Origin of the sequence: Azospirillum baldaniorum (genome assembly GCF_003119195.2) — a bacterium.
Lineage (GTDB): Bacteria > Pseudomonadota > Alphaproteobacteria > Azospirillales > Azospirillaceae > Azospirillum > Azospirillum baldaniorum.
Map to the genome: position 1 here is coordinate 133,670 of NZ_CP022254.1, position 23,469 is coordinate 157,138.

Below are 23,469 nucleotides of genomic sequence, written 5' to 3' on the forward strand. Positions count from 1 at the left end.
TCAGGGAGTCAGCAAGGGGAAGTCGTCGGGGATCTCCTGCACCGCCGGGGCGGGGATCGGCCCGACGTCGGCGACCACGGCGCCCCAGGACCAGCCGACGCCGAAACCGGCCAGCAGCATCTTGCGCGTGCCGGTGGACAGCGCCTCGCCCAGCCGGTGGCTGACCGCCAACGGGATCGAGGCGGAGCTGGTGTTGCCGAAATCGTGCATGTCCACGAGGAATTTTTCCGGCGGGAATTTGGTCTTCTTGCGCAGATGCTCCAGCATGAAGGCGTTGGCCTGATGCATCACGCAGAGGTCGATGTCCTCCACCCCCACGCCGGCGAACTCCAGCGTCTCGCGGATCAGCGGCGGTACGGCGCGCAGCGTGAAGGCGAAGACCTCCGCCCCGTTCAGCGACAGGCGCGAGTCGGTGAACATTTGCTCCTGCTTCTCCGCCGGCCAGGGCTCGCGTCCCGGCACCAGCGAGTTGCGGCGCCCGCCGGCCTTGACCCAGATGTTCTTGGCCCCGCCGCCGTCGGTGCCGACGACGACATGGATCGGCGCGGCCCCCTGGCTGACCTCCAGGGCCACGGCCCCGCCCGCATCGCCGAACAGCGGCAGGGTGGAGCGGTCGCCCGGCACGAGGTGGCGCGAGCTGGTGTCGCCGCACAGCACGATGGCCCGCCGGCCCGTCGAGCCGCCGAGCAGCCGCCCGGCCATCCACAGCCCATAGACGAAGCCGGAGCAGCCCAGATTGACGTCGAAGCAGGCTGCCCCCGTCCCCAGCCCCAGCCGCTTCTGCATGACGCAGGAAGTCGCGGGCACGTTGTAGTCGGGGTCCTGCGACACGAAGACCAGCACGTCGACGCTGGCCGGGTCCCAGCCGAGCTGGGCGAGCAGCCCTTCCGCCGCCGCCACGCACATGTCCGACGCGCAGATGTGCGGCGGGGCGATGCGCCGCTCGTAGACGCCGGTGGTGGCGAACAGCTTCTCCGCCTCCTCCGCCGTGAAGAGGGAGTGGTCCTCCAGGAAGGAATGGCGGTGCGGCGGCACGGCGGCCCGGAATCCCGCGATGCGCACGCCCTCGATGATGGCCTTCACCGGCTGCTCCCTCCCTCCGCCGCCGCTGCGTCCGTCCTGGACTTGGGCGAATTCGGAGACTATTAACCGAAAGAACGCTAGGGTCGAATGATTAACGAACCGATAAATGGAATCAGCCATGGATGACCGGGGTCAGCAAAGCCAGCTTTCGTTCCCGCCCGACATGGTGATCCCGCCCCAGCGTTACTCCGGCGAGGCCAATCACGCCGAAGAGGCGGCGCGAGTTTTCCGCCGTTGCTGGATGTTCGTTGGATTTACGGACGACCTGCGCAACGACAACGACTTCATCACCGCGGACATCGCCGGCACCTCGGTTCTGGTCCAGAATTTCGACGGGGAACTGCGGGCCTATCACAATGTCTGCACGCACCGCTATTCGCTGATCCACCTGCGGCCCTGCGGCAACGGCAAGCCGGTCTGCCCCTATCACGGTTGGGTCTTCAACCGCGACGGCGTTCCGGTCGGCATCCCCGGCAACCGCGAGCATTTCGGCCTGGACGACGCGGCGAAGAAGCGCCTTGCCCTGCGGCGCTTTGAGGTGGCGGTGCGGGGCCGCTTCGTCTTCGTCCGGCTGGAACCGGCTGGGGCGGGGCTGGACGAGCAGCTGGGCGCCTACGGCGCCGTGCTCGACCATCTGTCGGACCTGTTCACCGACCGCATCGACGAGGGCGTGCTGCCCTGGAACGCCAACTGGAAGGCGGCGCTGGAAAGCGCGCTGGAGGTCTACCACGTCGACGCCACCCACCCGGAGACCTTCAAGGGCTACGTCAAGAAGGTGTGGATCTGCTCCTACGAAGGCGAGCATTCGCGGGGCGTCAGCCAGCTTTCTGATGGCTCAGCGCGCTGGTGGGACGGGGTGAGCCAGAAGATGGGGCTGCCGCGCAGCGACCGGCTGGAAAGCTACGACCATTATCTGATCTTCCCCAACCTCGCCATCGGCGTCTCCCATGGCGCGCTGATGAGCGTCCAGACCTACGATTCCATCGGGCCGGACCGCTGCGAGCTGCATTACCGCCTCTTCCTCGGCGAGACGTCCAAGCCGCAGACCAAGGGCGGGGCCGCGCGCAAGGCGGTGGAGGCCAACGTCTCCGGCTTCAACCGCACCATCCTGGGCGAGGACCAGCGCGTGGCCGAAGCCACCCACAAGGGGCTGAAGCAGGTCCAGGCCCCGGCCGTCCTCGGCTCCTGCGAGGAGCGCATCGCCGCCTTCCACCGGGCGTGGCTCGCCCGCATGGCCGCCGAATGAGCCGGGACATGAGCCCGCTCGTCGATCTCGCCGGACGGCATGTCCTGGTCACCGGCGCGTCCGCCGGGATCGGGCGGGCGACCGCTCTGCTGGCCGCCGGGCTCGGCGCGCGGGTCACGCTCAACGGGCGCGACGCCGGACGGTTGGCCGAGACGTCGGCGCTTCTGCCGGGGGAGGGGCACCGGACGGCGGCCTTCGACCTGTCGGACAGCGACGCCATTCCCGGCTGGGTCAAGGCTCAGGCGGAAACCGGCGGTCCCATCGCCGGTCTGGCCCATTGCGCCGGCGTGCAGGTCGGCAAGCCGGTGCGCGGCGTCGACCGCGCCTTCTTCGACGGCATCCTGCACGCCAACCTGCTGAGCGCTCTGGCGCTGGCCCGCGGCCTGCGGCAGAGGGGCTGCCACGCCGAACCGGCGGCGCTGGTCCTGGTGTCCTCCGTCGCCGCGGAGATCGGACAGCCGGGCAACGTGGTCTATTCGGCGGCCAAGGGCGGGCTGGTCTCGGCCACCCGCGGGCTGGCCATGGAGTTCCTGCGCGACGGCATCCGCGTCAACTGCGTCGCTCCGGCGATGGTCGAGACGGAGATGATGGAGCGTTTCCGCCGCACCACCACGGCGGAGCAGTTCGAGGCGATCCGCGCCGCCCATCCCATGGGCTTCGGCAAGCCGGAGGACGTGGCTTCGGCCATCGCCTTCCTGCTGTCGCCGGCCAGCGGCTGGATCAACGGGGTGATGCTGCCGGTGGACGGCGGCTATCTGGCGACGTGACGCCGCAGGTGTTCGAAGGGTAAGGGTCCATGTTCCGCTTCCGCCGACCGACGGCCGACGATGCCGAGATGCTGCTGCGCTGGCGAACCGAGCCGTCGATCACCCGCTTCATGTTCACCGATCTGGCGACCCCCGACGTCGAGCGGCAGCGCGCGTGGCTGGCCGCGATGGACGCCCGCGCGGACTTCCGCCATTTCATCATCGAGCATGAGGGCCGCCCGGTCGGCTATCTTTCCTACTATGACATCGACCGCGTGCATCTGCGCTGCTCCTCCGGCTCGTACATCGTGGAGGAGAAGGACAGGCGGAAGCTCGCCGGCTTCCTGCACTGCTTCATCATGGATTATTGCTTCTACGGTTTGGGGATGAACAAGCTCTTCAACTATTTCATGGAGGGCAACGACACGGTCATCCGCATCCAAAGGGTTGTGAAAGCGCGCGAAGTTGGGGTGCTGCGTCAACATGTTCAGAAATACGGCCGTTTCCACGACGTCCATGTGTTCGAGACGCTGCGCAGCGATTGGGAGGGACACCCCCATATCTTCCCGCGCGAAACCACGCTGGCCGCCTTCGCGGAATAGGCCAGGCGGCTGGGGGCTTACGTTGGGCGGTCGGCCGGGAAAGTTCGCCGTCACCCCCACCGAATGTTTGACCAATCCACCGCCGACGCGGTATGCGGCGGGGGTGGGGGCGGCGCCGCGGCGCCGGGAGCATGAGGGGAAGCACGGTGCGGCCTGAGGAAGCCTTGACGGACATCGACGTCACGCTGCTTGCCGGTGGTCTCGGCTCGCGCATGCGGGGCGTCTCGGGCGACACGCCCAAGGTGCTGGCGCCCATCGCGGGCCGTGCCTTTCTCGGACATCTGCTGGACCATCTGGCGGCCTACGGCGCGCGCCGGGTGGTGCTGTGCCTGGGCCATCTGGCCGACCGGGTGACGGCGTGGCTGGCCCAGGGCGACACCAACCGCTCGCTGGACGTCGTCTGCCAGATCGAGCCGAGCCAGATGGGCTCCGCCGCGGCGCTCGCCTACATCCGCAAGGACCTCAAGGCCGGCACCGTCCTGGTGATGAGCGGCGACACCTTCCTGGACGCCGACCTGCGCGCCTTCGTCGCCTCGCACCGCCTGTCGGGGGCGGAAGCGTCGGTGCTGTGCGTGGAGGTGGAGGACGCCGCCCGCTTCGGCCGGGTGGAGGTTGGGCCGGACAGCCGCGTCCGCCAGTTCCTCGACAAGGCGCCGGGGCGCGGGGTCATCAACGCCGGAGTCTATCTCTTCTCCGCGGCCTTCCTCGACCGCATCGCGGCCTCCGGGGCCAGTTCGCTGACCCGCGACGTGCTGCACAAGATGCCGCCGGGAACGCTGCACGGCCACGTCGCCAAGGCGCGCTTCATCGACATGGGCACGCCGGAAAGTCTGGCGGTCGCCGCCAGCGTGATCGGCGGCCGCGAGACCTGAGCGGAGCGGACGCCGTGGCGACGCTGGACGAGGCGCTGGCCATCGCGCTCGACCTTCACACCGCCGGGCGGACGGAGGAGGCGGAGGCCCTCTACGGGCGCATTCTCGACGCCGTTCCGGACGAGCCCAACGCCCTTCATCTCTACGGCCTTCTCTGCGCCCAGGGCGGACGTCTGGAGCAGGCCGCCGAGCTGCTGAACCGGGCGGTGGCGCTGCGCCCCGGCCTTCCCGAGTACCGAGCCAACCTCGCCATGCTGCATCAGGCCCGCGGCAATCCCGCCGCAGCGGCCGAGGAGTACCGCGCCGCCCTGCGGCTTTGCCCCGATTCGGCGGCGCTCGCCTTTCCGTTGGCCGGAGCGGCGCGGCAGGCGGGGCAGGGCCGGCTCGCCATGGCGGCCTATCGCCGCACGACCCTTCTCCAGCCCGACCTTGCCGAGCCACTGGTCCAGGCCGGAATCCTGCTGCGCTACGAGGGGCGGACGGGTGAGGCGGTGACGGCCCTGCGCCGCGCCGTCCGGCTGCGTCCCGACCATGGGGAGGCGTGGCACCATCTCGGCGTGGCGCTTCAACGCCTCAAGAGCCCGGAGGCGCCGGCGGCGCTGACGCACGCCGCGGCCTTGTTGCCGGAAGACGCAACGGTCCGGCTCAATCTCGGCCGCGCCTATTACGAGGCGGGATGCTGGGACGCCGCCACCACGGCTCTGCGCGGCGCGCTGGCGCTCGATCCGGCGAACGACGGCGCGCTGGAGCTTCTCGCTGCCGCCCGTCGCAGAACGGGCGGGCAGGCGGAGACCATGACGGCGCTGCGCCGCCTGCTGCGGCTGCGTCCGGAGGCGGCGAACGGCTGGTACGCGCTGTCGCTTGCCGAACCCGGCGCCCTAGGGGCGCTCCGCCGCGCACTGGCCCTTCAGCCGGATCACCGCAACGCTTTGAGCGGTTTGGCGAACCGGCTGCGCGACCGGCGGGAGATCGCCGCGTCGCTGCGCCTGCACGATCGCGCCGTCCGCTTGCAGCCGGCCAGCGCCGAGGCGCGCTGGAACCGCTCCCTGGCCCGGCTCCTCGCCGGCGACCTGACCGGCGGCTGGGAGGATTACGAGGCGCGCTGGGGCGTGGCCGATTTCCCGACCAGTCCGCGCGGGCTGCCGCAGCCGCTGTGGAGCGGCGAGGGCATCGCCGGGCAAACCATCCTGCTGCACGAGGAACAGGGCCGCGGCGACGCCATCCAATTCGTCCGCTACGCCCCGCTGGTCGCCGCCCGCGGCGCTCGTGTGCTGCTGGAGGTCGGGGCCGATCTGGTTCCCCTGTTCCGCGGCCTGCCGGGGGTGGAGCGGGTGTTTGCGCGCGGCGAGGCTTTGCCCGCCTTCGACTGGCAGTGCCCGCTGCTCAGCCTGCCGCGAGCCTTCGCCACACGGCTGGAGAGCGTCCCCGCCGCCGTTCCCTACCTGACCGCCGACCCGGCACGCGCTGCGACGTGGCGGGGACGGCTGGCCGGCGACGGTCTCACGGTCGGGCTGGTCTGGGCCGGCAACCCGCAGTTCGCCGGTGATCGGGAGCGATCGCCGGGCTTGGCGGCGCTGGCCCCGCTCCTGGCGGTGCGGGGCTGCCGCTTCTTCGGCCTGCAACTCGGCCCCGGCCATGACGAGATGGCGCGGCGGACAATGCCGCCGTCCTTCACCGATCTGGCGCCGGAGATTCGCGACTTCGCCGACACCGCGGCGATCATGGCGTCGCTGGACCTCGTGGTGTCCTCCTGCACCGCGCCCGCCCATCTTGCCGGTGCGCTGGGCGTTCCGCTGTGGGTGCTGCTGTCCCACGCGCCGGACTGGCGCTGGCTGCTCGACCGCGCCGACAGCCCCTGGTACCCGACCGCCCGCTTGTTCCGCCAGCCCCGCCCCGGCGATTGGGCCACGGCGGTGGACGAGGTTGCGGCGGCTCTGGCCGAACACGCGGCGCGTTCTTGAAACCTTAACCACGCCGGGGCTATCAGGAGGCGGGGCGCACCACAGGCGCCGGTTGGGGGATCCGCATGTCCGACATCGCCGGGGAACAGGCTGCCACGCTGAAGGCCCTGCTGGCCGAGCGTCAGTTCAACGCCGACCGCCTCAACGCCCTGACGACCCACTGCGAGCGCATGCGCCGCGAACTGGATCGGGATGTCCGCCTGTCCATCGCCGAGGCGCTTCGCCGCGACCCGCCGACCGGGGAGACGGTGCTGCTCCACTCCGTGCTGTTCCAGTTGACCGGCGACCTCTACCACTACGAGCGAATTCTTCATTATTTGCTGCTGGGTGGGGAGCGGGTGGGGCCGCAGTTGATGCACTACACCTACTGGTGCATGGCGCGGCAGCTGTTCCTGGCGGCGTCGGCACCGGAGAAGCTGGGCGCCTTCGGACCCTGCGACCTGTTCCGCTTCTACGAGGATCTGGTTTGGGCGGTGGCGCGGCGCTGGGGCGTCGTTCCGCCGCGCCATGTGCCGCGCGCCGGGCCGATCCGACGGGTGGCCGTGCTGACCAACCAGTTCACCAACGACCAGCACCAGCCCTCGCGCGACTGCTTCGACTACGCCAGCCGGCTCCAGGACGATTTCGGACTCGATGTCGCCATCATCAATTGCAACACCATGCCGTTGCGGGCCGAGAGCCTGTTCGTACCACCGATGGTCGCGGGGTTGGTCTCCGACTACGAGGGTGTCTTCGCCCTGAAGATGTTCGGCAAACAGGTGAAGATGGCGTCCTTCACCGACCGCGCCTTTTCCAAGGACAAGCTGTCCACCATCGTCGGCGCCATCGACGGTTACGACCCCGACCTGCTGGTGACCTTCGGCGGGGCCAACGTGGTTGGCGACCTGTTCGCGGTGACCGGCGCGCGGCCGGTGGTCTGCCTGCCCACCACTTCGGGCATGACCATCTCGCTGGCCCATCTGGTGCTGGGCTATGAGGAAGGGAACCACACCGACGCCATGCCGGCGCTCTACCGCGGTCCCTTCGCGCGGCGCTTCCGGCCCTTCACGCTGGGCTTTTCCCCGCCCCCCACGGCGGGTGTCGAGGGCGCACCCGATCTGGGCGACGCCGCCTTCGTCTTCGCCGTGGTCGGCACCCGCCTGGACATCGAGGTGACCGCGGAATTCCTCGCGCTGGCCGATTCCATCCTCGACCGTTGCCCCGGCGCGGTGATCGTCTTCGCGGGAGAGGTTGAGCAGTTGCCGGCCCGCCTGAAGGCGACGCGCAACGGCGCGCGGATGCGCAGCCTGGGCCATCTCAAGGACATCCGCGCCTTCTACCGGCGCTGCCACGCCTACCTCAACCCGTCGCGCCAGGGCGGCGGCGGCAGCGCCGCCTACGCCATCGCGGAGGGGCTGCCGGTGGTCACGCTGGCCTGGGGCGACGTGGCGAGCGTGGCGGGAGCCGGCATTCCCGTTCCGGACGCCGCCGCCTACGTGGAGCGGGCCGCCGCCCTCGTCGCCGACCCGGCGCTGCGGGAGCGGCAGTCGGAGCTGTCGCGCATCCGTTTCCAGACCGTCGGCGACCGTCACCGTTGCGCCGAACGGCTGCTGGCCTATGGCGAGGAGGCGCGGGACCTTCTGCGGGCTGCGGCCAAGGCGGGCGCACAAAAGGAAGACCCGCCGTCCGCTTCCGTGGCAGAGTGAAACCCGACCATCACAGCGAGACCGCCCTCCGTGCCGCGCGACGTCATCATCAACGGCCGTCCCATCGGCCCCGGCCATCCGCCCTATCTGATCGCCGAGATGTCGGGCAACCACAGGGGCGACCTGAACCGGGCGCTCGCCCTGGTCGACGCCGCCAAGGAGGCCGGCGCCGATGCGGTGAAGCTGCAGACCTACACCGCCGACACCCTGACCATCGACCATGACGGGCCGGGCTTTCTGCTGGAGGGCGGGCTGTGGAAGGGCCGCACCCTGCACGACCTCTACCGCGAGGCCCACACCCCCTGGGAGTGGCACCGCCCGCTGTTCGAGCGCGCGCGCGCCATCGGCCTGACCATCTTCAGCTCCCCCTTCGACGACACGGCGGTGGATCTGCTGGAGCGGTTGGACGCCCCGGCCTTCAAGATCGCCTCCTTCGAGCTGAACGACCTGCCGCTGATCCGCCGGGCCGCCCGCTCGGGCAAGCCGCTGATCCTGTCCACCGGCCTCGCCACTCTGGGCGAGATCGCGGAGGCGGTGGAGGCTGTCGGAGACACGCCGCTTGTCCTGCTCCATTGCGTCAGCGGCTACCCGACGCCGCCGGAGGACTGCAACCTGCGCACCATCCCGCATCTGGCGCAGGCCTTCGGCGTCGATGTCGGCCTGTCCGACCACACCCACGGCGTGGCGGTGCCGGTCGCCGCGGCGGCGCTGGGGGCAGTGGTGATCGAGAAGCACTTCACCCTGTCCCGCGCCGATGGCGGGGTGGACAGCGCCTTTTCCCTGGAGCCGGCGGAGTTCAAGGCGATGGCCGATTCCGTGCGCACCGCCTGGGCGGCTCTGGGCCGCGTCCATTACGGGGTGAAGCCGAGCGAGGCGGGAGGACGTGATTACCGCCGCTCCCTCTACGTCACCGCCGACGTGGCGGCGGGCGAGGCGCTGAGCGCCGCCAGCGTCCGCTCCATCCGCCCCGGCTTCGGAATGGAGCCGAAACATCTCCCCGCCGTGCTCGGCCGCCGCGCCGCCCGCGCGCTGAAGCGCGGCGAGCCGCTGCGCTGGGACATGCTGGCCCCGGAGGACGAATGAGCGCCGCCACGGCCAAGCCGCGCGTCGTCTGCATCTCGCAGGCCCGCATGACCTCGACCCGACTGCCCGGCAAGGTGCTGATGGAGGCGGCTGGGCGTCCGCTGCTGGCGCATCATCTGGAGCGTTTGGCGCGTTGCCGGACGCTCGACGCGCTGGTGCTGGCGACCACGGTGAACGGCACCGACGACCCGGTGGCGGAATTGGCGAGATCGCTCGGGGTGCCGGTGTTTCGCGGCGACGAGCAGGACGTGCTCGGGCGCTTCGCCGGGGCCGCTGCCATGGCCGGCGCCGACGTGGTGGTGCGGGTCACCGCCGATTGCCCGCTGATCGACCCGGCGCTGGTGGACCGCGTGGTGGCCGCCTTCCTGGAATCGGCGCCGCCGCTGGACTATCTCAGCCTGGACGTCACCCGCTTCCCGCGCGGCCTGGACAGCGAGGTCTTCACCCGCGCCGCTCTGGACGAGGCCTCCGCCTCCGCCACCGACCCGGCGGAGCGCGAGCATGTCACCGCCCATATCTACCGCCGTCCGGAGCGTTTTCGCATCGGCGCCCCCCTCGCGCCGGAGGACGGCAGCGTCCTCGACCAGCGCTGGTGCGTGGACGAGGCCGCCGACCTGGAACTGGTCCGCCGCCTGCTGGGCGCCTTGCTTCCCGAAAATCCCGGCTTCGGCTGGCAGGATTGTTGCAATCTGCTGCGCCAGCACCCTGAATGGGCCGACCTGAACGGCAGCGTGCGTCAGAACACGCTCCACTGAAACGGAGACACCACCATGGACCGCAAGGAATTCCTGCTCGCGCTCGACGAGATGCTGGAACTGGACGCCGGCACCCTGACGGGCGCGGAAGAACTCGACTCCATCGACGCCTGGGACTCGCTGGCCGTCATCAGCTTCATCGCCCTGGTCGATGAGAAGCTCGGCCACGTCGTGGAGGGCGAGAGGCTCGTCAAGGCGAAGACGGTGGACGACCTGCTGGGTCTGGCCGGCATCGCCGTGACGGCCTGAGTCCCAGGTGACCGGAAGGTTCGAGCGCTCCCCGAGGCGCGGACGGGCGGACATCGACGGCGGTCCGGCCTCCTATCTGTCGATGGGGCGGGGCGGCGTTCCGGCTCTGCTGCTGCACGGCTTCGCCGGGGATTCGCTGACCTGGCAGTTCAACGCCGCGGCGCTGGCCGCCGACCGCCGGGTCCTGGCGGTGGATCTGCCGGGGCACGGCGCCTCGACCCTGGAGGTCGGGGACGGGCGGGTCGCCGCCTTCGCGCCGTGGCTGCTGCGCCTGCTGAACACCCTGGAGATTCCGCGCGTCCACGCCGTCGGCCACTCCATGGGCGGATACGTCGCCCTGGAACTGGCGCGTCTGGCACCGGATCGGGTGGCCAGCCTCTCGCTGGTCGCCAGCGCCGGCCTCGGCCCCGATTTCGATCTGGAGTTCCTGCGGCGGGTCGCCGCGCTGGAGACGGTGGAGGAGGGGCGGGACTGCGCCGCGCGCCTGTTCGCCCGGCCCTGGCTGCTGGCGGGGCGCGTCGGCGAGGTGATGCACGCCCAGGCCACCGATTCCCGCCGCCGCGCCGCTCTGGAGCGGATCATCGCCGGCTCCTTCGCCGAGGCGCACCGGTCGCCCGACCCGGTGGACTGGACGGTCTTCCCCATGCCGATCCAGTTCCTGTGGGGGCGGGAGGACCGCATCATCCCGGTGCCGACCGCCGACCGCCTGCCCCCCGAAGCGCCGCTTCATCTCTTCGACAAGGCCGGGCACTTGCCGCATAGTGAGGCGGCGACCCCCGTCACGGCCACCCTCCGCGACTTCCTGTCCGCATGCGACCCCCGATGACCGATTTCCCCCAATGACCGATTCCATGTTTGCGCTGATCGCCGAAGAGCTTGCCCGCATCGCCGCCGACAAGGGGGAGACCCTGCCGGCGCTCGGCCCGGACACACGTTTCCTCGGCGGGGACCTGCCGATCGACTCCCTCGACCTCGCCACGCTGCTGGTGGTGCTGGAACAGCGCACCGGCAAGGACCCCTTCCGCGCCGGATTCGTCCAGTTCAACACGGTCGGGGAACTGGCGGCCCTTTACCGTCCGGCCCTCCACCGTCCGGACATGCCCGCCGGGTCCCGATGAACCGGCCGCCACCCTCCTGGCTGCATCCCGGCGTCCGCCTGATCGAGGCGGGGCGAAGCGTCGGCTGGGTGGAGATCGCCGCGCAGGCCGATGCTTTCGAAGCGGCGTTCCGGGCCGCGGGAGGGAGGGCGGTCCTGCCGCCGCAGGGCGTGCCGGCCCTCGTTGCCGCCCTTGTCGCGGCCGAACGGGTCGGGGTGGAACTGCATCTGTCGCGCCGCGCCTCCGCGGAGACGGACGGCAAGCCCCATGGGCCGGGCTTCGCGGTGTTGCTGGAGACCTCCGGCACCACGGGCACGCCGAAGCTGATACGCCACGACTTCCAGCGCCTGCGCGGACGCCTGCGCGGTGCCGCCGATCCGGACGCGCGTTGGCTGCTGGCCTATGAGCCGGCGGCCTTCGCCGGGCTTCAGGTCATCCTGACGGCTCTGGCGGCGGGGGCGACGCTGGTGTCGGCGCCCGGCGCCGCTGCGGGGGAACTGGCGCGTCTCGCCGTGAGGCACGCGGTGACCCACATCAGCGCGACGCCAAGCTTCTGGCGTGCCTTCCTGCTGGCGCTCGACGGCGAGGCGCCGCCCCTGGCGGTCGTCACGCTGGGCGGGGAGGTGGCCGACCAGCCGCTGCTCGACCGGCTGGCGGAGTGTTTCCCGAACGCGAAGCTTCGGCACATCTACGCCTTGACGGAGGCCGGAGCGCTGTTTGCGGTGGGCGATGGACAGGCCGGGTTTCCCGCCGCTTGGCTGGATGGCGGCATCGACGGGGTGGGCCTGCGCCTGAGCGACGGCGTGCTGGAGGTGAGCAGCCCCCGCGCGATGCTCGGCTATGGGGATGGCTGGCTGTCCACCGGCGATGTCGTGGAGGTGCGCGGCGACCGCGCGCTGTTCGCCGGGCGGCTGGACGGTCGGATCAATGTCGGCGGGGTCAAGGTTTCGCCGGAGGTGGTGGAGCAGGTGCTGCTGGACGTGCCGGGCGTGCGGGACGCCTTGGTTCAGGCCGCGGCCAACCCGGTGACCGGCCACATCCTGACCGCCCTGGTGGTCCCGGCGCCGGGGGTGGAGGAGGCCGTGCTCCGCGCCGCGATCCGCACCGCCGTGGCCGACCTGCCGCCGGCGGCGCGTCCCCGTCTGGTGACCATGACCGGGAGCATCGCCCTGGGGGCGGCGGGCAAGAAGACGCGGAAGGGAACGGCATGAGCGGCAAACGGCACGTCATCGTCACCGGCGGCAGCCGCGGGCTGGGGTTGGGGATCGTCGAGGCGCTGCTGGCCGAGGGCTACCGCGTCTCCACCTGCAGCCGCGCGCCGGGCGAGGCGTTGGAACGGTTGGCCGGTCCCGACCTGTTCTGGCAACCCTGCCGCATCGGCGACGGGGAGGCGGTGCGCGCCTTCATGGACGCCGCTCTCGACTGGGGCGGCGGATCGCCGCTGTGGGGGCTGGTCAACAACGCCGGCATCGCGCGCGAAGGCGTGCTGGCGACCTTCCCGGAGATCGACGTCGAGGAGGTCATCCAGGTCAACCTGACCGGTGCCATCCAGGTTGCCCGTGCCTTCCTGCGCGCCAAGCTGGTGAAGCGGGGGCCGGGGCGGATCGTCAACATCTCGTCGATCATCGGGCAGCGGGGCTACAATGGGCTGTCCGCCTATTCGGCGTCGAAGGCGGGGCTGGACGGGCTGACCCGCGCGCTGGCGCGCGAGGTCGGGCGCCTCCAGGTCACCGTCAATTCGGTCGCGCCCGGCTATCTCGCCACCGAGATGTCCGGCACGCTGGCCGACGGGCAGCGCGACCAGATCGTCCGGCGCACGCCGCTGGGCCGGCTGGGCGACGTGGCCGACGTGGTGCCGGTGGTCCGTTTCCTGCTGGGCGACGGGGCGGGTTTCGTGACCGGCCAGACCATCGTCGTGGACGGCGGCATCACCGGCTGACGGAAGGAGACGCCCCATGGTGGCCAGCGTGATCGAGGGCGTCGCCCTGGCGGGAATCGTCGCCTGCGTTCCGGAACGGCGCGAGACGGTGGAGGATCTGGCCGCCCGCTTCGGCGAGGACGCCGCCCGCCGGATCGCCAAGGCCACCGGAATCGAGGCGCGCCATCTGGTGCCCCCTCACCAATGCACCTCCGACCTGGGGGAAGCGGCGGCGCGGCGCCTGCTGGACCGGTTGGGCTGGGCGACGGACAGCGTCGATCTGCTGGTCATGGTCACCCAGACCCACGACCACATCCTGCCGGCCTCGGGCTATCTGCTCCACCATCGGCTGGGACTGGGCAAGGGGGCGGCGGTGCTGGACCTGACGCTCGGCTGCTCGGGCTTCGTGCATGGCCTCTGGACGGCTTCGGCGATGCTGAAGGCGGCGGGCGGGCGGCGCGCCCTTCTGGTCGCGGGCGACACGACATCGCGCGTGCTCGACCCCGACGACCGCGCCGTGGCGCCCTTGTTCGGCGACGCCGCCACGGCCACGGCGCTGGTCATGGAGGAGGGGGGGGCACCCATGGCCTTCGTGCTGGGCAGCGACGGCGCCGGCGCCCCTTACCTCGCCGTTCCCGGCGGCGGCCTGCGGCGGCCCGGCGAGCCCGCGCACCTGTTCATGGACGGCACCCAGGTCTTCGCCTTCACGCTGCGCGAAGTGCCGGGCAACATCCGCGCCGTTCTGGAACGCGCCGGCTGGACGATGGGAACGGTGGACCGTCTGGTCCTGCATCAGGCCAACGCCCAGATGATCCGCCACCTCGCGCAGAAGCTCGGCGCCACGCCCGATCAGACGGTGGTCGGGCTCGCCGGATTCGGCAACACCAGCTCCGCCTCCATTCCCCTGGCGCTGGCCTCCGAGCTGGGGACGGCGTTGTGCGACGGACCCTTGCGCCTCGTCCTGTCGGGGTTCGGCGTCGGCTGGTCCTGGGGAAGCGTGGCGCTGACCGCCGGTCCGCTCGCCGTTTGCGAGGTGATGACGCTTCCTGCAAGCCCGGCAGAATCTGCCGGGTCGGAAGCGCAACCGGCAAAGGGTGCCGGGCGGGAGGCAATTCTTGCCGGGCCCTCGGCAAAAATTGCCGAGCCCTGATTTGCCCGGAGGCAGGAATTGCCTCGCCTGGGCGGCAAATTCGATCTGGCCCATTTATTGCCTACTGGTAGCCCGAGGGAATTAGTCCCTCTCCGTGCGCGCACCGTCGTACGGACTGAAATCCTCCAAAAGGAGTGACTCCATGGCTACCAGCGACATCTCCCTCTCGTCGTCGATGCGCACGAACCTGCTGCAGCTGCAGGGCGTCCAGGACTCGATCGCGAAGAAGCAGAACATCCTCTCGACCGGCAACAAGATCAACTCGGCCCTCGACGGCCCGACGTCGTTCTTCGCCGCGAAGAACCTGACCCAGCGCGCCGGCGATCTGACCGCGCTGAAGGACACGATGGGTCAGGCCATCAGCACCATCAAGGCCGCCGACAAGGGCTTGTCCTCGATCGACGACATGATCGAGCAGGCGCGCGGCCTGACCACCGCCGCCTATTCCGCTCTGGGCACCGACGCCGGCTCCGTCGCCACCCGCAAGTCGCTCTCCAACCAGTTCAACGCGCTGAAGGAGCAGATCGACAAGCTGGCCGGCGACTCCGCCTACGGTGGCAAGAACCTGCTGGCGGGCAACGGCCTGCGGCTGGACTCCACCAGCGACTCGCGCCGCGCCGTCAACACCATCCAGGGCATCGAGAACGCCCGCATCACCAACGTGGTGTCGACCGACACCTACACGGTGCGCGTGAAGGGCGACGGCTCCATCGAGGGCGCGGCCGGCGAGATCAACAGCGCCGAAATGGCCCACGGCCTGGTCGGCCTGAAGCTGTCCGGCACGATGACCACCTCGGCGGGCAGCTTCTCCGACGTGCAGATCGAGGTCCGCGGCGCCTCGGGCCGCGAGCGGTCGTTCATCGTTACGGACGGCAACGAGTCGCGCACGATCACCTACTTCGACAACAGCCAGACCATCGCCGCCAACACGACGAGGACGGCCTCGACGGGTACCGCGCAGCTTACCAATGTGACGCTGGGCGGCACGATCGAAGCCGGCGACAGCTTCACCATCACCGTCGAAGACCAGACCTTCACCTACACCGCCACCGCCGGCGACGTGGCGACGGGTCAGACCGCGCGCAACAACATCGCCAACCAGCTCAAGGCGTCGATCAACAACGCGCTGGGCGCCAACGGCCGCCTCAGCGGCAAGGACGTCCAGACCGTCACGGTCAACTCGGGCGGCACGATCACGCTGTCCGGCGCGACGACGACCAACTCCGCCCGTGAGATGACGGTCAAGGCCACCGCCGAGAACGCCCTGACCAAGCGCATCTCCGAGAGCTTCGCGTCGGGCACCATCGTGTCCTTCACGGTCGACCGCAAGCTGCTGGAGCAGGCCGCCAACGGCGGCAACGGCGTCTCGTCGATCGAGAAGAAGGTCGACATCCAGATCTCGGTCAGCAACCTGAGCGGCGCCACGGTGACCCGCGACGGCATGTCCAAGCGCGGCGAGGGCAAGCTGGCGGACGGCGAGAACGCCTACGCGTTCGACACCGGCACGGTGCGCTTCAACGTCGATCAGAAGACCATCAAGCAGGCGGCGGCGGCCAACTCCGCGGCCAACCTGGTCTCGGTGCAGGTGACCGACGCCAACACCTCCAACGATCTGACGGTGCAGCTCAACGAGCGCAACACCAACGCGATCACGGTGAAGGCCCAGAACCTGACCACCAGCGGCCAGGGCCTGCGTCTGGACTACGCGCAGAACGACTGGACCGACCGCGCCGACATCGACAAGGCGGTCGCCAGCATCGACTACGCGAAGCAGAACCTGCGGTCGTCTTCGCAGACGCTGTCGACCAACCTGAACGTCATCACGACCCGTGAGAACTTCACCAAGGAGTTCAGCGACGTGCTGACGGAAGGCGCGAGCAAGCTGACGCTGGCCGACCAGAACGAGGAAGGTGCGAACCTGCTGATGCTGCAGACCCGTCAGCAGCTCGGCACCATCGCCCTCTCGCTGGCCAACCAGTCGCAGCAGTCGATCCTGCGTCTGTTCTAAGCCTGAGAGTTCGGGTAGGATTACGCCCGGCGGGCGGCGGCGCAAGCCGCCGCCCGTTTCATTTGGTGCGGCGCTTTCCGGCAATCGCTTTCCGCTTCCGCGCGCCGCCGAGACAAGGACCGGGTTCGTTTCATGCCTCTGAAGTTCGTTCTCCGCCCCAATGAAAAGGTCATCATCAACGGTGCGGTCATCGGGGCCGGCGATCGTCCCGGCTCTTTCTTCCTCTACAACACCGCCAACTTCCTTCGTGGGCGAGAGGTGTTGAAGGAAGAGCAGATCGATTGCATCGAGAAGAAGCTCTACTTCGTCATTCAGCTCATCTATATCTTTCCGGAAGATGCGGTGCTCAACCTGCAACGCTTTGCTTCCATTCTGGCCGAGACGCGCGAAGCCCGGCCGGATTGCCGGGATGACCTTGATGAGATCGAACGGCTGGTCGAGGCGCGCAACCATTACCGCGCCCTGAAAATCTGCCGGAAGATGTTCAAGGGCGGGTCCGAAGCGTCATCCAACGCCGCCGACGGTGCAGCGGACAGCCCGGCGGTCGATCCGGCGCCGTGATCGAAGCGGACCTGCAGGGTTGGGAGGGCCGGTCGGCGGACGACATTCTGACCGACGCCATCGCACAGCATCGCGCGGGGAATCTGGACGAGGCACGGGCACTCTACAGCCGCATCCTGTCCGCCGACCCATCCCACACCGATGCCCGCCACCTGTCCGGCATCGCCGCCTATCAGGCCGGTCAGGCTGCGCAAGCCTCGGCGTGCTTCCGGGCGACCTTGGCGATCGATCCGTCCTTCGCCGCCGCCTACAACAGCCTGGGCAACGTCCTGGCCGACCGGAGCCGTCCGGACGACGCGGCCCGCGCCTATCGTCGAGCCATCGCGCTTCAGGGCGGCTATGCGGAAGCGCTCGGCAATCTCGGTCTGCTTCTGCAGGCGCAGGAGCGGATCGACGACGCCATCGCCGCTTACGAGGCGGCGCTGCGCGCCGATCCCGGGCGCACCGCGACCCGCTTCGATCTGGCGGTGCTCCTTCGCCGCCGCGGTCGCCTGAACGAGGCCGCCTTGGCTTTCTACCGGGTGGTCCAGGCCCAGCCGGACCATGCCGAGGCCTGGCGCAGCCTTGCGCTCGTGCTGCGCGTCCTGAACCATTCGGACGCGGAGCTGTGCCTGCGCCGCGCCCTGTCCGATGATCCGACGGACCGCGAGGTGGCGCGGGATCTGGGGACGCTTCTGAACGAGCGCGGCGACTTCGCCGAGGCGGTGGCGGTTCTGGCTCCGGCGGTGGATGCCGACACGGGCCGGGACGCGCGCCTGCTCTTCCATTTGGGCAGCGCGCTGCAGGGGGATGGACGGCTGGCGGAGGCGGTCGCCCGCTATCGAGAGGCGTTGCTCCAGGACCCGCTGCTGGCGGGGGCGTGGAACAATCTCGGCGTGGCCTTGCTTGATCTGGGGGACCACGCCGCCGCGGTGAGGGTGCTGCGGACGTGCATCGCTTTGCGTCCCACCGATGCGGTGGCCTTCAACAACCTGGGCACCGGCCTTGACGGCGTGGAGCGGCCGGAGGCCGCCGCCGGTGTCTTCCGGCGGTCGCTGATCATTCAGCCGGACTATGGCAAGGCCCTGAACAATCTCGGCAACTCCCGCCGGGTCGCGCGACGGGCGGAAGCGGCCGAGGCGCTGTACCGGCGGGCGTTGATCGTTCAGCCGGACTATCCCGACAGCTACACCAACCTCGGCAACGTCCTCAAGGACTGGGACGACTGGCAGGGCGCGCTGCGCCTGCACCGGCGTGCGGTGCGCCTGGCCCCGCGGAGTGCCATCGCGCGGACCACCCTGGGTCTTGCCTTGAACGTGCTGGGACGGAACGAAGAGGCGGAGGCCGCGCATCGGCGCGCCCTGTCCATCGATCCGGGGCACGCGGAAGCCTATGCCAACCTCGGCATGCTGCAATGGCAGTCGACGCGCGTTGCGGAGGCGGAGCGAACCCTGCGCCGCGCCCTGCGCATCGACCCGACCCTGGCTGCGGCGCGGCTGAACTTCGCCCTGGTCAGCCTCGCGAGCGGCAATCTGTCGGAGGGCTGGGAGGCCTATCAGGACCGGTTCAGGGCCAAGGGGCATCCGGAGCGCACCATCGGGGCGCCGCTCTGGCGGGATGACGCGGCGACCGTCCGCCGGCTTCTGGTCTGGCGCGAGCAGGGGGTGGGGGACGAGATGATGTTCGCCTCCTGCTATCCCGCCCTGGCGGATCGGGTGGCGGCGGGTCGGATCGGTCAGGTCGTCCTGGAATGCGACCCTCGGCTGGTCAGCCTGTTCAGCCGCTCCTTTCCCTGGGCCACCGTCCGGGGGGAAGCCGCGGCTCCCCACGGAACGGAGACCTTGGTTTCTCCGGATGGCGACGCCCACATCGCCGCGGGCGCTCTCCCGCGTCTTCTGCGTCCCGACCTGGCGAGCTTCCCGCCCCGTCCTTGGCTGGTCCCCGACCCGGAACGCCTTGCCGTCTGGCGGGAGCGGTTGGCCATCCTGGGGCCGGGGCTGAAGATCGGCTTCGCCTGGCGCAGCCAGTTGATGACCACCGAGCGAAAGGCCGCCTACATCACTCTGGAAGCGTTCGAGCCCCTGTTCGCGGTTCCCGGAGTGGTGCTCGTCAATCTTCAATACGGCGACTGCGAGGCGGAGATCGCGGCGGCGGAGGCGCGGTTCGGCGTGACCATCCACCGCTGGAGCGACCTGAATCTCAAGGACGACTTCGAAGGCGCGGCGGCCCTGACCGCCTCGCTCGATCTGGTCATCGCGCCCGCCGTGTCCACCGGTGAACTGGCGGGAGCCCTGGGCGTGCCGGCTTGGCGCATCGGCGCCCGCGACTGGACGCAACTCGGCACCGGCGTTCGCCCCTGGTACCCGACGATGCGCCTGTTCCAGCCGCGCCCCGGCGAGACGCTGGACGCTGTCATGGCGCGGATCGCCCAAACCCTGCGCGGCTTGGCACGGCCGGTTGAGGGCGTCACAAGCCGCCCGCCCGCGGCCCCCGTGGATGTCGCTCCACTGGTCGCCGAGGCCGTCGCCGGCTACCGCGCCGGGGCGCTGAAGGATGCGGAAGATCAATGCCGGGCGGCGCTGGACTCCGTTCCGGACCATCCCGTGGCCCTCCATCTCCTGGGGATTCTGCGGCTTCGCCAGGGCGATGCCGGGGAGGCGGCGGTGGTGCTGGCTCTTGCGGTGAAGGCCGATCCCGACAACGCCGCCGCCCATGCCGCGCTGGCCGATGCGTGCAAGGCGGCCGGCCGGCACGATTCCGCTTTGGCGGCGCAACGCAACGCCGTCCTTCTCCGTCCGGACGCGGCGGAGCATTGGCTCAACCGAACCGCCCTCCTGCGGGAGCGCGGCGCGGGCGACGAAGCGGAGGCCTGCGCGCGGCGCGCCCTGCGGATCCGCCCGTCGCTCGGTGTGGCGCACACCCATTTGGGGCACCTGCTCGCCGAGCGCGAGGACCGGGCCGGGGCGGAGCGGAGTCATCGCCGGGCGCTAGCCCTGACGCCGTCGGAGGTGGACGCGCTGGTGAATCTCGGCGCGCTCCGCCTGAGGGCCGATCAGCCCGCAGAAGCGGAGCGGCTGCTGCGACGCGCCACCGTGACCGCACCGCACGCCGCCATCGCCTGGAGCCACCGGGGCAGCGCGCTCGACCGGCTGGGGCGCGTCGAGAAGGCGTTCGCCTGCCACAGCCGGGCGGTTGGCCGCGCGCCGGAGATGGCGGAGGCCCAGGCGAATCTCGCCATGCACTGGGCGCGGCGGCAGCGCCCGGCCGAGGCCATCGCCGCCTACCGCGAAGCCATCCGGATCAATCCGGCGCTGCCGACCGCTCATTACAACCTGTCGCTCCTGCTTCTGGAGCAGGGAGAGCTTCGCTCCGGATGGGCGGAGCATGACTGGCGCTTCGACACCCCCCAGTTCCGTGACCAGAAGCGACGCTTCGCCGTGCGGCCCTGGCGCGGCGAGAACATCGCCTCCGCCCGCCTGCTGGTCTGGCGGGAGCAGGGGGTGGGCGACGAGATTCTCTTCGCCTCCTGCTATCCCGATCTGCTGCGCCGCGCCGGGCATCTGGTGGTCGAATGCGACCGCCGTCTGGTGTCGCTCTTCGCGCGCTCCCTCCCCGGAGCGACGGTCCGTCCGCCGACCGTGGAGCCGCGCGACGTGGACGTGCAGGTCGCCGCCGCGTCGCTGCCGCGGTTGCTGCGCTCCGACTGGAAGCGGTTCCCGGCCCAGCCCTGGCTGGTGCCTGAGCCCGGACGCCTGGACCGCTGGCGGAATCGGCTGGCCGCTCTGGGGCCGGGACTGAAGGTCGGCATCGCGTGGCGCAGCCAGATCATGGACGGGGAGCGGCGGGCCGCCTACGTCACGCTCGACGCCTTGGCGCCGCTGTTCGCCGTGCCGGGCGTGGTCTTCGTCAATCTGCAGTACGGGGATTGCGCGGCGGAGATCGCGGCGGCGGAGGCACGCTTCGGCGTGACCATCCACCGCTGGGACGACCTGAATCTCAAGGATGATTTCGAGGGCGCGGCGGCCCTGACCGCCAATCTGGATCTCGTCCTCACCCCTGCCGTCTCCTCCGGCGAGTTGGCCGGCGCTCTGGGTGTGCCGGTGTGGCGGTTCGGGCACCGCGACTGGACGCAGCTCGGCACCGGTGTCCGTCCCTGGTTCCCGTCCATGCGACTCTTCCAGCCGCGCCCCGGCGAAGGGCTGGACGCCGTGACGGGCCGGATGGCGATCACGCTGCGCCGGCTCATGCCGGTGGACGACGAACCGCCAACTGGTGGGGATGCCGCGATCGACCCGGACCTCCTGCTGGAAGCCGCCGCCGCCCATCATCGGGACGGGCGGCTGGCCGAGGCGGCTCCGCTGTACGAGCGTGTGCTGACGGCGCGGGCGGACCACCCGGTCGCGCTCCACCTGTCGGGATTGCTGGCGCACCAGTCCGGCGACTCCGCTGCGGGGGCGGGGCGCATCGCCCGTGCCCTGGACGCGCTGCCCGCCTACGGGGCCGCCCAGTCGAGCCTGGGGACCGTGCTGATGGCGCTTGGCCGTGCGCCGGAGGCGGTGCGCCGATTCCGGCTGGCGCTCGCCCTGCAACCGGGCGCCGCGGCGGCACTGACCAACCTCGGCAACGCGCTGGAAGCGGTGCATGATTTGCGCGCCGCGGCGCAGGCCCACCGGCGGGCGACCTTGGCCGACCCCACGCTGGCGGAGGCGCACGACAACTGGGGCGCGGTGCTGACCCGGCTTGGCGCCTTGGAGGCGGCCGAGGAGCGCCATCGCCATGCCCTGCGCCTGGCCCCGGAACGCGAGGACGGCTGGCTGAACCTTGGGGTGGCGCTCCGCCGGGCGGGACGGCTGGATGAGGCCCGGCGGACCCTGGTCCGTGCGCTCGCCCTGGCGCCGGCGCAAGGAGATGCGTTGGCCAATCTGGGGCGGCTGTTGCGCGACCGGGGCGAGACCGCAGCGGCGGAGCGCTGGTGCCGCCGCGCCCTGAGGGTGGAACCGGGGCACCCGGCGGCAGCCTTCAATCTCGGCCTGTTGGATCTTGCCCGCGGCAGACTGGAAGCGGGCTGGGCCGGCTATGACGCGCGCTTCCGTGCCCGTGAGCTGTCCGGTGCCGCCCGTGCCGTCGCCGTCCCGGCCTGGGAGGGGGAGGACCCCGCCGGCCTGCGCCTTCTGGTCTGGGCGGAGCAGGGGATCGGTGACGAAATCCTGTTCGCCGGCTGCCTGGACGACTTGATCGCGCGGGCCGCCGCCGTGGTGGTGGAGTGTGACCGGCGGCTGGTGCCGCTGTTCGCGCGGTCCTTTCCCCGCGCGGAGTGGCGACCGGCCCCTGCGGACCCCGAGGCGCCCTGCGCCGGAATCGACCGCCATGTCGCCATGGGATCGTTGCCGCGCTGGCTGCGGCCCCGCTTCGACCGCTTTCCATCGCGCCCGTCCTTCCTGACCGCCGACCCCGAGCGGGCCGCCCAATGGCGGGAGCGGGTGGACGCGCTCGGCTCCGGCCTGAAGGTGGGAATCGCGTGGCGCAGTGGTCTGATGACGGCGGAGCGCCGCGGAGCTTATGCCCCGCTGGACGCGTGGGGACCGGTGTTCGCGGTGCCGGGAGCGATCTTCGTCACTCTGCAATACGGCGACTGCGCCGCCGAGATCGCCGAGGCGGAGCGCCGGTTCGGGGTGACCATCCACCGCTGGGGCGATCTGGATCTGAAGGACGACCTGGACGGCGTGGCGGCCCTGATGACGGCGCTCGACCTCGTCATCACGCCGGCGAGTTCGGTGGGGGAACTGGCGGGGGGGCTGGGCGTGCCGGTCTGGCGGTTCGGGTTGCAGGGGGATTGGACGGCGCTCGGCACTGGGGCGCGGCCCTGGTTCCCGACCATGGCGCTGATCACCGCACCGCCGGGACAGCCGGCGTCGGGCGCCTTGCCGACGATCGCACGCCGTTTGGCCGAGTTTCGTGCCGCGGCCTGGCGCGGCAACGCGGACACTTGATATCGCGGGCACTTGATAAAGAAAGCCGGGAGCGAACCGTCCGCCGCCCCCGACTTTACGAATCGGATCGATCCGGAAGGGTGCTAATTCACCCTGTGACTGGTTCTTGCCAAGCGATCAATTTCTTCCTTGAGGTGGAGCTTCTCAAGCTTCATCCGCTTGATGGCACTTTCGTCAGGCCACGAACGCTTCTCCTCGTCGAGGATGGCGCGGTCGAGACGCAGGTGCTTTTCCTGCAAGGAAGATAGGCGAGCATCAGTGTGCATGGGCTGCTCTCCGTCAGATCGAACCGGCTCCTGCCAAGTCCGGCAGGCCGGAAACCATAGTGTTCACCCATCCGTGCCGCCAAACAACCCCAAACTTTTGTCCTAGTACTCCAAAGACGGGGAGTGACCGCCCCTTACGATGGGGAGTAGGACAATCCGCCGCATAGGACTGCCTCTTGCCATTCGTTGCGGGATTATACCAAAAGATTGATTTTTCT

General features: G+C 70.3%; 19 protein-coding genes. 17 read left to right on the forward strand and 2 right to left on the reverse strand.

Going from position 1 to position 23,469, the window contains the following annotated elements; genetic code table 11:
- The gene (locus Sp245p_RS14955; protein WP_014198622.1) at positions 1-1,083 is read right to left on the reverse strand and encodes a 3-oxoacyl-ACP synthase III family protein; all 1,083 of its coding nucleotides are present in this window, start codon (positions 1,081-1,083) and stop codon (positions 1-3) included.
- A 118-nt stretch (positions 1,084-1,201) separates the two neighbouring features.
- Here Sp245p_RS14955 and Sp245p_RS14960 point away from each other — a divergent pair, with 118 nt between their 5' ends.
- The 17 genes from Sp245p_RS14960 to Sp245p_RS35750 all read left to right on the forward strand — a co-directional run bounded on the left by Sp245p_RS14960 (position 1,202) and on the right by Sp245p_RS35750 (position 22,985).
- Positions 1,202-2,329 (forward strand): aromatic ring-hydroxylating oxygenase subunit alpha, encoded by a 1,128-nt coding sequence (locus Sp245p_RS14960; RefSeq protein WP_014198623.1) that lies wholly within the window; start codon positions 1,202-1,204, stop codon positions 2,327-2,329.
- 8 nt (positions 2,330-2,337) lie between these two features.
- Positions 2,338-3,096 (forward strand): SDR family NAD(P)-dependent oxidoreductase, encoded by a 759-nt coding sequence (locus Sp245p_RS14965; RefSeq protein WP_109138845.1) that lies wholly within the window; start codon positions 2,338-2,340, stop codon positions 3,094-3,096.
- Positions 3,097-3,125: 29 nt separating this feature from the next.
- The gene (locus Sp245p_RS14970; protein ID WP_014198625.1) at positions 3,126-3,677 is read left to right on the forward strand and encodes a GNAT family N-acetyltransferase; all 552 of its coding nucleotides are present in this window, start codon (positions 3,126-3,128) and stop codon (positions 3,675-3,677) included.
- A gap of 164 nt (positions 3,678-3,841) precedes the next feature.
- Positions 3,842-4,549 (forward strand): sugar phosphate nucleotidyltransferase, encoded by a 708-nt coding sequence (locus Sp245p_RS14975; RefSeq protein WP_236778230.1) that lies wholly within the window; start codon positions 3,842-3,844, stop codon positions 4,547-4,549.
- Positions 4,550-4,563: 14 nt separating this feature from the next.
- Positions 4,564-6,510, forward strand: a complete 1,947-nt coding sequence (locus tag Sp245p_RS14980; protein WP_109138656.1) for a tetratricopeptide repeat protein — start codon at positions 4,564-4,566, stop codon at positions 6,508-6,510.
- A gap of 65 nt (positions 6,511-6,575) precedes the next feature.
- Positions 6,576-8,195, forward strand: a complete 1,620-nt coding sequence (locus Sp245p_RS14985; protein WP_014198629.1) for a glycosyltransferase — start codon at positions 6,576-6,578, stop codon at positions 8,193-8,195.
- 30 nt (positions 8,196-8,225) lie between these two features.
- Positions 8,226-9,278: a pseudaminic acid synthase gene (gene pseI / locus Sp245p_RS14990; RefSeq protein WP_014198630.1), complete on the forward strand. Its 1,053-nt coding sequence runs from the start codon at positions 8,226-8,228 to the stop codon at positions 9,276-9,278.
- Complete coding sequence (locus Sp245p_RS14995; RefSeq protein WP_014198631.1) at positions 9,275-10,033, forward strand: cytidylyltransferase domain-containing protein; 759 nt, start codon at positions 9,275-9,277, stop codon at positions 10,031-10,033. Before pseI ends, Sp245p_RS14995 begins: the two co-directional genes overlap by 4 nt.
- 15 nt (positions 10,034-10,048) lie before the next feature.
- Positions 10,049-10,282: a hypothetical protein gene (locus Sp245p_RS15000; RefSeq protein WP_014198632.1), complete on the forward strand. Its 234-nt coding sequence runs from the start codon at positions 10,049-10,051 to the stop codon at positions 10,280-10,282.
- A 7-nt stretch (positions 10,283-10,289) separates the two neighbouring features.
- Positions 10,290-11,108: an alpha/beta fold hydrolase gene (locus Sp245p_RS15005; RefSeq protein ID WP_014198633.1), complete on the forward strand. Its 819-nt coding sequence runs from the start codon at positions 10,290-10,292 to the stop codon at positions 11,106-11,108.
- A gap of 13 nt (positions 11,109-11,121) precedes the next feature.
- On the forward strand, positions 11,122-11,400 hold the full coding sequence (locus Sp245p_RS15010) for an acyl carrier protein (protein ID WP_014198634.1): 279 nt from the start codon (positions 11,122-11,124) through the stop codon (positions 11,398-11,400).
- Positions 11,397-12,590: an ANL family adenylate-forming protein gene (locus Sp245p_RS15015; protein WP_014198635.1), complete on the forward strand. Its 1,194-nt coding sequence runs from the start codon at positions 11,397-11,399 to the stop codon at positions 12,588-12,590. Before Sp245p_RS15010 ends, Sp245p_RS15015 begins: the two co-directional genes overlap by 4 nt.
- Positions 12,587-13,318 (forward strand): SDR family NAD(P)-dependent oxidoreductase, encoded by a 732-nt coding sequence (locus tag Sp245p_RS15020; RefSeq protein WP_014198636.1) that lies wholly within the window; start codon positions 12,587-12,589, stop codon positions 13,316-13,318. The genes Sp245p_RS15015 and Sp245p_RS15020 overlap by 4 nt, the downstream gene beginning before the upstream one ends.
- A 16-nt stretch (positions 13,319-13,334) precedes the next feature.
- Positions 13,335-14,447 carry a 3-oxoacyl-ACP synthase III family protein gene (locus tag Sp245p_RS15025; RefSeq protein WP_014198637.1) on the forward strand — a complete coding sequence of 371 codons (1,113 nt, stop codon included), beginning with the start codon at positions 13,335-13,337 and terminating at the stop codon, positions 14,445-14,447.
- Positions 14,448-14,589: 142 nt separating this feature from the next.
- A complete protein-coding gene (locus tag Sp245p_RS15030) occupies positions 14,590-16,455 on the forward strand; it encodes a flagellin N-terminal helical domain-containing protein (RefSeq protein ID WP_014198638.1) in 1,866 nt (621 codons plus the stop codon).
- A gap of 132 nt (positions 16,456-16,587) precedes the next feature.
- The gene (locus Sp245p_RS15035; protein WP_014198639.1) at positions 16,588-17,016 is read left to right on the forward strand and encodes a flagellar biosynthesis repressor FlbT; all 429 of its coding nucleotides are present in this window, start codon (positions 16,588-16,590) and stop codon (positions 17,014-17,016) included.
- Positions 17,013-22,985 (forward strand): tetratricopeptide repeat protein, encoded by a 5,973-nt coding sequence (locus Sp245p_RS35750; RefSeq protein WP_246119782.1) that lies wholly within the window; start codon positions 17,013-17,015, stop codon positions 22,983-22,985. Before Sp245p_RS15035 ends, Sp245p_RS35750 begins: the two co-directional genes overlap by 4 nt.
- Before the next feature lie 83 nt (positions 22,986-23,068).
- On the opposite strand, the gene Sp245p_RS15055 is transcribed toward Sp245p_RS35750, so the two are convergent.
- Positions 23,069-23,251, reverse strand: a complete 183-nt coding sequence (locus tag Sp245p_RS15055) for a YdcH family protein (protein WP_014198642.1) — start codon at positions 23,249-23,251, stop codon at positions 23,069-23,071.
- Between the last annotated feature and the right edge of the window lie 218 nt (positions 23,252-23,469).